Source organism: Aeromonas caviae (assembly GCF_000819785.1).
Lineage (GTDB): Bacteria > Pseudomonadota > Gammaproteobacteria > Enterobacterales > Aeromonadaceae > Aeromonas > Aeromonas caviae.
In genome coordinates, this window is the sequence record NZ_CDBK01000088.1 from 140,290 (window position 1) to 153,058 (window position 12,769).

The 12,769-nt window shown below is 61.9% G+C and carries 9 protein-coding genes; all 9 read left to right on the forward strand.

Annotated elements, in window-relative coordinates; all coding sequences use genetic code 11:
* Window positions 1-31 precede the first annotated feature (31 nt).
* The 9 genes from BN1120_RS15550 to BN1120_RS15595 all read left to right on the forward strand — a co-directional run bounded on the left by BN1120_RS15550 (window position 32) and on the right by BN1120_RS15595 (window position 12,492).
* Entirely contained in the window at window positions 32-3,607 is a 3,576-nt protein-coding gene (locus BN1120_RS15550) for a tape measure protein (protein WP_042016773.1), read from the forward strand.
* The gene (locus BN1120_RS15555; RefSeq protein WP_231959421.1) at window positions 3,607-3,990 is read left to right on the forward strand and encodes a hypothetical protein; all 384 of its coding nucleotides are present in this window, start codon (window positions 3,607-3,609) and stop codon (window positions 3,988-3,990) included. The genes BN1120_RS15550 and BN1120_RS15555 overlap by 1 nt, the downstream gene beginning before the upstream one ends.
* Window positions 3,987-7,604: a hypothetical protein gene (locus BN1120_RS15560; protein WP_042016776.1), complete on the forward strand. Its 3,618-nt coding sequence runs from the start codon at window positions 3,987-3,989 to the stop codon at window positions 7,602-7,604. Before BN1120_RS15555 ends, BN1120_RS15560 begins: the two co-directional genes overlap by 4 nt.
* Window positions 7,605-7,651: 47 nt before the next feature.
* On the forward strand, window positions 7,652-8,848 hold the full coding sequence (locus BN1120_RS15565; protein ID WP_042016777.1) for a hypothetical protein: 1,197 nt from the start codon (window positions 7,652-7,654) through the stop codon (window positions 8,846-8,848).
* 2 nt (window positions 8,849-8,850) lie between these two features.
* Window positions 8,851-9,303, forward strand: coding sequence for a hypothetical protein (locus BN1120_RS21785; protein ID WP_042016778.1), 453 nt, complete (start codon window positions 8,851-8,853; stop codon window positions 9,301-9,303).
* Between the two features lies 1 nt (window position 9,304).
* Window positions 9,305-9,709 (forward strand): hypothetical protein, encoded by a 405-nt coding sequence (locus tag BN1120_RS20445; protein ID WP_052455426.1) that lies wholly within the window; start codon window positions 9,305-9,307, stop codon window positions 9,707-9,709.
* 27 nt (window positions 9,710-9,736) lie between these two features.
* Window positions 9,737-11,683, forward strand: coding sequence for a hypothetical protein (locus BN1120_RS15585; RefSeq protein WP_042016779.1), 1,947 nt, complete (start codon window positions 9,737-9,739; stop codon window positions 11,681-11,683).
* The gene (locus BN1120_RS15590; protein WP_042016781.1) at window positions 11,680-11,904 is read left to right on the forward strand and encodes a hypothetical protein; all 225 of its coding nucleotides are present in this window, start codon (window positions 11,680-11,682) and stop codon (window positions 11,902-11,904) included. The genes BN1120_RS15585 and BN1120_RS15590 overlap by 4 nt, the downstream gene beginning before the upstream one ends.
* Window positions 11,905-11,982: 78 nt before the next feature.
* Window positions 11,983-12,492, forward strand: coding sequence for a GspH/FimT family pseudopilin (locus BN1120_RS15595; RefSeq protein ID WP_042016783.1), 510 nt, complete (start codon window positions 11,983-11,985; stop codon window positions 12,490-12,492).
* Window positions 12,493-12,769 lie beyond the last annotated feature (277 nt).

The following is a 12,769-nucleotide window of genomic DNA, read 5'->3' on the forward strand; positions in this document are numbered from 1 at the left end:
TCGGCGGTTTTTTCATTTCTGAGGATACCCCATGGCCAGCAATGATACCGATATCCAGCTGCGGATCCGTGCCGCCGTTGAGGGGCTGGCCGAGATCAGCAAGCTCATCACCGAGGTGGATACCCTGGGTGGGGAGACCGAATCGAGCAGCGAACAGGTCAGCGGCTTGGGCGATGAGCTGCAACGTCTCGGTGAACAGAACGCCACCCTGACCCAGTTCGCCAACCTCAAGCGCAGCACCGCCGATCTGGGGGAGGGGCTGGAGGATGCTCGCTCCCGGGCCACCGGCATGGGCAAAGCACTGGCGGATGCCAAGAAAGAACTGACGGCGTCCAATGCTGCCTACAGCACCAGTCGGCAGGAGACCGAGCGGCTGGCGAGCGCTCATGCGGAAGCCAAGGCCAAGGTGGATCTGCTGCGCCAGGCCAACAGTGAGGCAACCAGCGTCACCAAGGAGCAGCGCCAGGCGCTCAAGGATGCGCGGGATCAGGTTCGTCTGCTGGGGGACCAGTACAAAGAGAGCGCGGGGCAAACCAATGCCCTCAAGAACGGATTGGATGCCAGCGAGAAGGCGCTGCGTCAGCAAGCTCGGGAGTTCAACGCTGCTCGCCGGGAAGTGCAATCCCTCGATAGTCAGTATCAGCGGCAGAACAGCACGCTCAATGGGCTGCGCCGCGCCCTGACCGAAGCAGGGGTCGACACCCGCAAGCTGGCCAGCGAGCAGAAGCGGATTGAAACGGCCAGCCAACAGGCCGGAACCCAGGTGGCTTATCTGAAAAGCCAGCTTGCAGGACAGGCAGGGCAATTGCGTTCCAATGCCGCCGGGATGGAGGCATACAGCAAGAAAGCCAAGCAGGCGGAGCAGAACACCGAACAGCTGCATGAAGCGGTTCAGAGTGGCGAGCAAGGATGGGCAGCTCTGGCGGGCAAGATCACCGGCGTTGCAGCAGCCTTTCTCAGTTTTGATCAACTGGCTGCCCGCACTACCGGGATGGTCAGAACAGCGGATGAGATTGAGCGCCTTGGCGTCTCGCTCAAGAGCGTGGAAGGGAGTGCCGCCGGCGGTGAAAAGGCACTGGCCTGGTTACGGGAGTTCAACGAGAAGACCCCGTTCCAACTCAACGAGATTACCACTGCCTTTATCAAGGCCAAGAACTTCGGATTGGATCCCTATAACGGGGTGCTGCAGGCCACGGCTAACTACACCGCCAAGACGGCCGGCACCTATCAGGATCTTGAAGGGATCATCACCGCCCTCGGGCAAGCCTATGTCAAAGGCAAGCTGCAAGCCGAGGAGATGAACCAGCTCAATGAGCGCTCGGTGGCAGCGGCCAAACTGCTGGCGAAAGCCATGGGCAAGACCACTGACGAGATCATCGCCATGGCCACGGCAGGCAAGCTGGGTCGAAACGAGATCGAGTTGCTGATCAAGGCGATGGGTGAGGATGCGGCCGGTGCGTCGGAGGAGATGGCGCAGACTTTCAGTGGGATATGGTCGAACTTTCTCGAGCAGCTCAACCAGGTCGAGCTGGCCGTGGCCGATGCAGGCATCTTTGCCTTCATCAAATCCGAGTTGGCAGAGGTCACTGCCCAGATCAAAGCCGCGGCGGCAGATGGCAGTCTGGCAACCTGGGCGCAAGGTGTGTCCGATGGCATGAGATCTGGTGCCATCGCCATTCGTGGGATCACCGAAACCCTTGTCGAGATGAGAGACGGGATCGGACTGGTGGTGAAGGTCTGGGGCACCATGAAGGTGATCCAGTGGAGCTCCCAATTGCTCGGCTTCGGGCAGGCGATGAAAACCGGGGTGGTCCAGCCGACAGCAGAAGCCGGCAAAGAGCTCGACAAGACGACCAAGAAAGCGGTCAAGCTCAATGGGGTGCTGGGGGCGCTTACCCTGGGTAATGGTGCCGTTGCGGCTGGCCTCTCTGTTCTTGTCTACGAGGGTGGAAAAGGGCTGGCCAAGCTGGCCGAAGACGCCGGGGTCTGGGCGGCCAAGATGGGCGAGGCTGGGGAGGTTGAGCAGCGAGTGGCCGAGCAGTCTCGCGCCTTCTTCGCCCAACTGCAGCGACAGGGCATGACCACCATGGCGCAGTTTGACGAGTTCAAGAATGTGCAGATCCTCACTGCACAGGAGGTCGCCAACCTCTCTGCCGTCGAGCGGGCAGCCTACGAGCAGCGGCTCAAAGGCCATCGCGAGTACCTGACGGGCCAGTTGCAGGTGCAAAAGGCGCTTGAAGCCTCCGGGCTCAAGGCAGAGTCCATGCAGTATCAGGCCGATGCTGCACTGGCCAGCATGCGACAGGGATTTCTCGATCTGGCGGCTGGCGCCGACATGGCTGGCCAGGCCATTGACGCCAAGACTCGGCCAGCCGTGCTGAAGCTGGTGGCCGACTTTGACTTGCTCAAGGCAAAAGGGAAGGAAACGGCTACCGGGATCAGCGAGATGTTCAAGGGGCTGCAATTGGGGGATCCCACCTCCCTGCAGAACATTACCCTGGCGCTCGAGTCGCTGCGTGAGCAGGGCAAGGTCACCCAGACCGAGATTGATGCGGGGCTGCGCAAGAGTCTGCAGGACATGAGCCTACAGGATCTCGAGGTACTGAAGGCCCAGTCAATGGCGGCTTTTGACACCATGAAGAATGGTGCCATCAGCACGGCCCAGATCACCGAGTCGGTGCTGTCAGAAAAGCTGCGCCGCTTGGGCGTGGATTATCAAGCGCTCCATACCGGAATTGATGCCGTAGGCCGCCAGACCATCGACACCTTCCGCGCTGTTGCTACCGATGTGAATGCCACCTCGCAAGACATTGCCGCCGCCATGAAGGCGGCCGTCAACAAGGCAGACACGGTGCAAGAGCTGGAGGAGCTGAGAGAGGTCTGGTTATCGGTAGGGCAGGCGGGAAAGGTCTCTGCACAGGAGCAAGGACGCGGGCTTACCTATCTGGATGATCATATCCGCCAAACCAAAGCGAAAGCAGCAGAGATTGGTGATGGCTTCAACACCGCGGCGGATAAGTCGAAGAAGGCCACCGACACCATGAGGGAGAACCTCAAAGGGGTGCAAGAAGAGGCCAAAAAGACCAAAGCCGATGTGGAAGACGCCATCAGCAGTACGAGTGGTGGCAGCTCTGCCCTGTCGGGGGCGGGGCGAGGGGATGTGACTCGCACGGTTGGTGCTGGCTCCTTCTTCTACAAAACGGTGGATATCAACCAGCTCCGCGGCAACGCCGATGCCCTGGCCAACACCCTAGCCGGAGTGGAGGACGAGCTGGCCCGCTACAGCCAGAAGGTCAGGGACATCCCCGCCTACAGCGAGTGGAGCAAGTGGTACGCAGAGAAATTCCAGAAGGAGATGGAGGCCATGCGTGCCCAGCTCCAGAAGGAGTTGAATAAGGCGCAGCAGAAGGAAGCGGAGAAAGCGACGACTCAGCCGACTGTAGGGACCACGCAGCCACAACAACAGAGTGCACCGACGCCATCAGGCAGTAATAAAACGGTCACCATCTATCTCAAATCCGACACTCACAGCGCAGAACTCCAGTCCGATGAGGAAAACCTGGATGCGTTGCTGCGTCTGTTGAAACAGCAAGGACTCAGAAGCTGATGATCACATTAGCGGGTATCGAATTGCCAGATGACCTGGATTGGGAAGATGAGTTCGCGTGGGAGCCTGTTGGACAGGTCATAACCCCAACGCTTTCAGGGGCCATCATCGTCGAAGAGTCCGTCCAATCCGAGGGGCGCCCCATCACTCTTCGCTCTGATGGTGAGGCATGGGTAAGGCGTTCGACCGTGTTGGCATTGCAGTCATTGGCTGCGGCCCCGTCTACTCGGATGCAGCTCTTCCTCAACGGGCGCATCTTCACCGTCATATGGCGTCGAGAAAACAGCGGTGGGCTGGAGGCAAAGCAACTCTACCGGATCGCGGATCCGGATGCCCAGACCCCTTATGAAATCACCCTTCGCCTTCTTGAGGTAACCCCATGACCATTCATTCCGGCGACATCAAACTGATGGCCAGTCAGCGGTTGACTGACACCACGGACGGCGGCGGCCGCATCACCGGTCAGGAGATCGTGAGCGGCGAGCACAATGGCCTGTTTCAGGACATCAGCGATCTCGACCGCACTTATGGGGTGGTCAGCATGCGCAAGGCGTTTCTGGCGGTGCAGACGGATGACACGGACACCTATCGGGGTGCCCATATCATCGTGCAGGTGCCCCCGGCTGACCCGAACGTGGGGCTATGCCTCATCAACACCCGGGATCATCACGACACCCGCGCCAATGCCCGCGACGTGCTGGAGCGCTATCTGGCCCGTGGTCCCAAGTGGCGCGGCTTCCTGTACGACACCCAGCTCGAAGGCCAGCGGGCGATCCGCTTCTTCCAGCGCGTCGAAGTGCGCCTGCCGGAAGTGGGGGAGACCCTGGTGCTGGTCGGCAACGAGGGCAAGGCAGGGGAGTTCGAGCAGTATGTGCGGGTGCTGGAAGTCACCCAGCAGCTTGCCAAGTTCCAGGTGCCAGGAGTGCCCGAGTTCACCCGCAACGTGGTGACCTGCAAGCTGGCTGACCCGCTGCGCTACACCTTCGAGGGGGAGCAGCCGACCCCCTACGATGTGGTGACCAACGTCAAAACCGCCCTGCGGGAAACCGTGGTGGCCGATGCCGCCAACTACTTCGCCACCACCAAGCTGGCGGAGGCGGTGAACCTGGGCGCCATGCAGGTGCGGGCCAAGACGATCTTTACCCAGATCGTGCCGTCTGCCCGCACCGAGACCCCAGCGGTGGATCTGACAGCGGCTGGCGAAATGGCCAGCCTGGTGGATTCGGGCAAGGGCCTGGTCAGCTTTTCGACCGTGGTCAGCATTGCCCCCAGCCGGGGCCTGTTCCTCGGCACGGGCGTGAAACCCGGCACCCTGACCATCACCATCGGTGCGGCCGTCATCATCGACAAGGGGGGCGAGCTGGTTGTGGCCGGGTCCGTGGTGGGTGCTATCGACTATGGCCGTGGTCAGCTGGAGTTCAACGCCCAGTGCCCGAACTACGGGGCCGCCAGCAAAACCATCAGCTTCTGGCCAGCGTCTCGCCCGTCCCGTATCGCTGACACGGCCAGGATCGACATCAAGGCCAACAATCGGGGCTATGCCTACACCATCACCCTGCTGCCGACTCCGGCACCGGGCACCCTCACGGTGTCGTTTATGGCGCAGGGGAAATGGTACGACTTGAAGGACAACGGGCGCGGCGAGCTGTTCGGCGCGGATCGCTCGTTCGGCACCGGGATCGTCAACCTGGCCACCGGGTCGGTCATGCTGACCCTGGGGGCCCTGCCGGACGTGGACACCGCAATCCTGTTCAGCTGGGCGACCCCGGTCAACTACACCAACCGCAGCAACCAGCCCATCAGCATCAGCAAGTCGGCATGGCAACTGCCCCACACCGGGATCACCCCCAAGAGCGTGATCCTGACCTGGGGCAGCGGCCAAACGGCCAACGATGCGGTGGGGGATGGGAGCCTGCGCGGCGACATCACCGGCACCATCAACTATGCCGAGGGGGTGATCATCCTCGATCACATCACCCTGCCGGCGCTGGGCCAGGAGTACATCGCCCAGTACCAGTACGGTGAGCCGGTGGCCGAGCGCCACGTTGAACCGGGGCGCCTGAGTACCCCCGGCCAGGTGGGGCACCTCTCCATCACCCTGGACGGGGCAGGGGGCGGGGCCACCAACCTGACCCCCGGGTCGGTGCATGTCAAATTCAACGCGCTCTATCACAAGTTCGATGTGGACGATCAGGAGCTGGTGATCCAGACCCGCGACCCGGTGATCACCCTGCTGGATGACGGCCAGGGCAACCTCAAGGACGCCAGCGGCAACACCCTGGGGGCCATTAACTACGCCGCCGGCACCCTGCATTTCATGCCGGATGGCAGTGCCCCCTTGCCCAAGCCGACCTATGCCTGGGTGACCGTGGGCACCAAATGGGTGGGCAACAACCAGGTGGCGGTGCAGCGCTGGACCATGACCGGCATCGAGTACCACAACACGGCGTACACCTTCCCCGATGGCGAGGGGGGCTGGGTCGAGGTGACCTACCGCAACAACAACAGTGCCCTGGCGCAAAACGCCACCCTGACCGCCCAGGCGCTGCGCATTGATGTCACCCCCGGGTTTGCGGAGGCCATTCTGGAAGGGTCGCTGCGCTTCACCCTGGGGGGGGCGGTCTATGTAGACCGCCAAGGCTTGCTCTACCGCAACCCGGACCCGGAGACGGGATCCGGTATCCAGGCAGGGACCATCGACTACTCGAACGGGTTGGCGGTGCTGTCTGACTGGGCGGCCGGGCAGACGGCGCAGCCGTCGCTGCAGTCCCTGGCCACCTCGTTCAGTGCCCAGTCGGTGGATGAGGTGACCTTCCGCACCCCGGGGGCGCCGGTGGCGCCGGGTAGCCTCTACATCAGCGCCAACACCGCGAGTGGGCGGCGCATCGAGGCCACGGCGGACGGGGACGGCTATTTCACCACCACCGACATGGATGGCCGGGTGAACTACCAGACCGGGGTGGTGACGGTGCGCTTTGGTCGGTTCGTCACCGCTGCGGGCAACGAAAACCAGCCCTGGTATGACATTGACCAGGTGGGGCTGGACGGCAAGATCTGGCGGCCCATCAGCGTGGTGGCCGACACCATCCTGTTTAACTGTGTGGTGTTCAGCTATCTGCCCCTCGATGCCGACATCATCGGGCTGGATCCGGTGCGCCTGCCGTCCGATGGCAGGGTGCCCTTCATCCGCAAGGGGACCACGGTGGTGGTTCACAGCACCCGCAAGTCGGCGTTCCCGCTGGGGGTCAGTGCAGGGCAGCAGCTCAGCACCGGCCGCACCCGCCTGGCGCATGCCCATGTGGAGGACAAGAACGGCAAAGCGCTGGCGACCACCCTCTACAGCGTCAACCTGGATAGCGGCGTGGTGACGCTCGGCACCCCATTAGACCTGACCGGCTATGTCGAACCCCTCTATGCCGTGCATCGCATCGAGGACATGAGCCTGGTCAGCGACGTGGAGATCTCGGGCCGCCTGCTGCTGACCAAGGCGCTGTCCCATGCCTATGACCCGGCAGATACCTATGTCTCCAGCGCCCTCATCATCGGCGACCTGTGGGCCAGGTATACCAACCTGTTCGATCAGAAGGCGTGGACCAATGTCTGGTCTGATTTCCTCATCGGCGACCAGTCAACGGCGCAATACAACGACACGGTTTACCCGCTCCTGGTCACCAACCGGGGCGCCCTGCAGGAGCGCTGGGCGGTGATATTCACCTCCAGCACCAACTTTGTGCTGGTTGGGGAGCATGTGGGCCAGATCGCGGTGGGGGACGTGAACACCGACCTGGCGCCCATCAACCCCAACAACGGCCAGCCCTATTTCCGGCTGGACGCGAGGGGCTGGGGGGCAGGATGGGCTAGTGGCAACGTGCTGCGTTTCACCACCGAGGCAGCCGGCGCCCCCTTCTGGCCGATCCGTACCGTGTTGCAGTCGGTGGCGTCACAGGATACCGACAAGTTCGAGCTGGCCCTGCGCGGCAACATCAACACCCCATAAGGGACCAACCAGGTGGGGCAATCTGCCCCACTCCATAGGAGATCATCATGGCGTTTCCGGTGAAATGGTACAGCAATGCAATGCAGGGGGCCCCGAGTCTGGGGGATACCGCTCCCGGCGCCTTGGCCGCTCTGCTCAAGGCGTGTCTCATCACGGGGTTTGGCAATCTGACGGTCAGCAGCCTGGCATGGGATGCCGCCATGGGGTGCGCGGTGGCCACCATCGACAGCGGGCACAGCTACCTGCCTGAATCGGTGATCGCTATCAGTGGCGCCAGCCCGGCCGCCTACAACGGCGAGCACCGGGTCAAACAGGTGAATGCGACCAAGGTGTGGTTTGAGCTGGACGGCGGCAACCCGGGCAGCAGCGCCACCGGCACCATCAGCATCAAGATCCCGGGGTTGGGATGGACGCTGCTGGCGGAAAGCGCTGATGGACAGACCATGATCATCCGCAGCCCGGAGTCGGTGGATCAGTACCCGGTGTGCTACCACATCGACAACACGGCATTCAGCGGGTGGACAAATGGCACCCTCAACTACTATTTTGCCAAAGTCAGCATGGTGGAGGATGTGCAGGATCTGACGACCTACACCCAAATCAGTATGCAGGCTTGGCCGGCTACCAAACGTTACTCTGATGGTCGCTGGGATTTTATCGGGGATAACCTGTTTTTTTATTTTATCCCTGCGTTCACGGCGAGAAACGGCCGTGCTTGCCTCCCTGCGGGGTATATCAATTCGGTCAGACCGGGGGATCGCTATCACGCGGTGCTTGGGGGGATCCCGAATGCCATCGGTGCCACCAGTGGTATGAGTTGGTCGATTCCTGCGAATTACGCCCCCTGTAACGCCTTTAATGACTTCCTCACTCATGGTGCAACGGGTCAGCGCACCCTGGCCAGGCCGCATAGCCAGCTTTTTGGCGCCATGAGCTGGCAAACTCTGGGTATCTTCTCAAGGATGGGGAGTGGCTTTGCTGTGCCCAACCCCGCCGACAACGGTTTTTATCTGGCCAAGGAACCCACCATGGTGTTGGAAAACGGCAATACCCTGCGCGGTTCATTGCCTGGGCTCATCAACCCCTACGGCGACATTTCCGACTACGACAGCAAGACGTTCAGCTCGCTGCCGTTGCTGGGAGGGAAAGGGGTGCGCTTTATCCGGGCCAGTTATAACGCCAATATCAACACCTCATTCCTCGCCACCTTGGTGGGGTTTGATATTACCGGTCCCTGGAGGTAGCGATGGACCCGCTCTATCCGTTCGCTGTCATTGGTCCTGGGCTGGTGTGGGGCAATCAGGAAACCCCGACCGAGGCATTTCCCCTGCTTGAAACTCGGCATCTGCCGCTGACCTGCCAACCTGGTCTGGGGGCTTACGATGCCTTGATGATGGTGACACAATATGGCCGTTCCCGCGCCATGGGCTACATCGAGAGCACCGTCACCATCAACGGTGAAGGGGTCGCTCGCCGTGTGCTCTGCTTCACCCAGTCGGGGGATCTGATCGCCGAAACCATGAGCCGGGAAGGAGATGGCAAATATCGGTTCGACAGTCTTTGGCTGGCCCAACGTTACATGCTGGTCGCCCAGGACGATCCGGCGTTCGGCCCGGCCGATTACAACGCCGTGGCGGCCGACTACCAGCTCCCCACCCCCTACGCCCCCGGTGAGGGGGTCGGCCTGTCAGGAGGTTGATATGTTCACCTACTCCGATACGTTGCGCACCGCTCGCGCCGATCTGCTGGCCACGGCCATCGACTCAGGCAGTGCGGGGCCGGCGACCCTCACCATTTACACCGGGCCACGGCCCGCCCCGGGGGCCGCCGTCACCAGTCAGGTGCTGCTGGTCACCATGCAGTTTACCCACCCCTGCGCCCAGAGCGTGACGGGCGGGGTGCTGACCCTCAAGCCGCTTGCCGAGAAGATGGTCACCGGCAACGGAGTCCAGGCGTGGGGGCGGTTGGCCAACCGCGATGGGGTCTTTATCGCAGACCTGGATGTGGGGCCACCGGGCAGCGGGGCCGACATCGAGATCCCGGCCAACGAGCTGTATGCGGGCGCCTTGGTGCGCATCAACAATGCCACCTTCACCGAACCCTAACCGCTCTGCGTGAGCCAAGAGGTCAGCATGGCCAGAACCGACGCCCGCCTGGAGCTGCAGAAGGCCCGCAAGTCGTCCGCTGCCCTGGAGCTGAACCCGGCCATGGTGGTGCGCTATGTGGCCGTGCTGCAGGGCACCTGTCTGCCGCCCACCTTCGCCAGCTCCCCCGGGCTGGTGCTGCCTGCCGTCTTGCAGGGGCAGGGGCAGGCACTGCTGACAGATGTCACGATCACGCCCATCCATCCGGCTACCCTGGCCAGCACGGCCCCTGCCACGGTCACGGACATCACCGCCAGCGTGGTGATCGATGCGACGTTGGCTGTGACGGCGCGGGCCGCGCTCAACCAGATTGAGGCGGGCTATGACATCAACGTGTTTAGGGGGCCGAGCCACACCAGCCGGGGGCAATGGCAGCAAGCCCAGGATGTAGTGACCAGCGTCACCAGCCACTGGGAGCGGCCCGGGGTGGCCCAGGCGCACCATCAGCAGTCCTGGCAAGAGGGCACGGTGCTGGAGAGCACCCTGGTGGGTGTCGCGGCCCCGATGCCGCGCTGCGATAACCTGGTGCAGGATCGCTTTGAAGAAGGCCCGGCACTGGGCACGACCCACGGCACCGGCTTTACCAGCCTTCCGCGCTGCGATGTCACTCCGCGCTCGCCGTGGCGTGAGGCCACCAGGGCGGGGTGCTGGCAGGTGAGCGGTTATCGTGACCTGCCGCGCCTGGACAACGAGTGGCAGGGCGGCTGGTCCCAGGGTATCGGGCTGGGGTTCACCCTGACCGGCCAGCGCTGGCAGTGGGGCCTGCCTCTTCGCAAAAGCTGGCGGGATGGGTGGGACGAGGCGATACAGCCCCCCTGGGGCATCACGCCGCCCCCCAAGCCCCCCATCACCCCGGAGCGCCCGGACAAGCGCAGCCGCAAGCTGGTGTTCGGCCGCCCCCGGGGGGATGCCTCCCTGGAGTTTGTCTGGTTCGGGCAAGCCCACATCGTTATTCCAACCCGGAGGGTTTACCTGGTGAGCAACGCAGCACAGATAGTGCGAGTCAGGGACGGGCTCGACATTCCCGCCACCTCGCTGAGCATCGAGCTCGACACCGACTCCTGGGCCTGGCAGTTCACGGCCCAGATCCCCCGCATCGCGGCAGCCGAGATGACGGACGAGGAGGAGGTAAGCATCTTCGTCAACGGCCAGCAGTGGGATTGTGTGTGCGATGGTTGGCAATCAAGCCAGAGTTTCGCCCGAGAGTCGGCGACCCTCACCGGGCGCTCTCGCACCGCCTATTTGTCACCGACCCATGTCTTACCCCAGGCAGTGAGCGAGATCGGTGCTGCGACCATGGCCCAGCTCGCAGAGGCGCTGCTGCCGTTCGGCTGGACCCTGGACTGGCAGGCGCCGGATTGGCTGGTACCTGGCGGCTTCTTCAGCCTCGATAGCCAGACTCCCATCGAGGCGATCAAGTACCTGGCCGAGGCGGCAGGTGGGTTCGTGTTGCCGCACCAGTGCGATCGGCACCTGGTCATCAAGCCGCGCTATCCGACCGTGCCCTGGCAGCTTGATGGGGCGCTGGCCGACGTGGCCATCCCCCGCGCCATCATTACGACGCTGGGCAGCGACTTCCAGCCGGGGCAGCCGGCAAACGGCATCTATGTCAGCGGTGGCCATCAGGGCATCAATGCCCGGGTGCTGCGCCAAGGCACAGCAGGGGAGCGGCAGGCTTTGGCCATCACCCACCCGCTGGTGTGCGATGTGGTGGCGGCCCGCGCCCAGGGTGTGGTGGGGCTGGCCAAGACCATGCCGAAGCGCACCCAGACCATCCAGCTGCCGTTGTCTGCCGATACGGGGCTTATTCTGCCCGGGGCGTTGCTCGCGGTGGATGGCTGGAAGGGATACAACCGGGGCGTCAGGGTCTCTGCTGAGCTACAGAACAAGGCCATGACGGTGCGCCAGCAACTGAGTGTGGAGCGATTTGTATGAACCTGTTCAAGCAGTTCCGGGAGCTGATACCCGGTGCCGACCCGTTGCTGGTCGGTACCGTCACCGCAACGACGGGTACCAGTACCACGCTTGAGACCCCGGGCGGGGGCGTGGTGATTGTGCGTGGGGGAGGTGTGGCCATCGGCCAGAAGGCGTTTTATCAGGGAGGCGCCATCATTGGGCCCGCACCTGATTTACCAACCTATGAAATCGAGGTTTAAACCCCTGTTAAACGTTGGCTTTTTCTGGCGATATGGCAATCAGTGGTTAGGCTTTATTTGTTCAAGGAGGATATCGCTATGAAGAATGTGAAAGGATTCACATTGCTTGAACTGATGATAGCGGTCAGTTTGGGCGTCATTTTACTCGGTATTGGGGCCCCGGCTTTATCCAGCTTGCTCAGCGGAAACGCTCTGCATTTCGAGTCCCGTAACATACTGAAAAACATGATATTCGCTCGTAGCCAAGCAATTGACAATCAGACGGTAGTGACTGCGTGTTTGGCTGATGCCAACGACAATTGCGTAACGGCAGACCCCTCGCATTTCTTGGTGTTCATTGACGACAATGCAAATGACGTCTTGAACAATGGAGAGCAGGTTTTGGTAAGAAGTGCAGATTTCCCCAGCTCACTGACAGCAACCAACAGCATCACCTCTAGCACTTTCAGCCCGGATGGTACTCGGGATATCGATGATGAAGATGAACATGTCATCAGCCTCTGTATCTCAGGTAATGCACAGGTCAATCTTGTGACGCCGCCAAGTGGCCGAACCCGTCAAGAAACTCAAGCATTCATCTGCCAATAGCATCTTTCATTCTCGGCGGAATCTGCATCGCCGAGAATGATAAATACCATGCTCCAGTCGATAGTCATTTTCCCCGTAAGAATTTCGCATTTTTCGCGGCGGGCTACACGGGCGGGGACGTGGTGATCGTGCGAGGGGGGAGGGGTGGCCATCGGCCAGAAGGCGTTTTACCGAAGTAGTGAGATGGCAGGATGGGCCCCTGATCTACCAACATTTGAGATGGAAGTTTGAGTCCATGTCTTTGAGGTCGGACTACAATTGATGCCTGAAATTGACC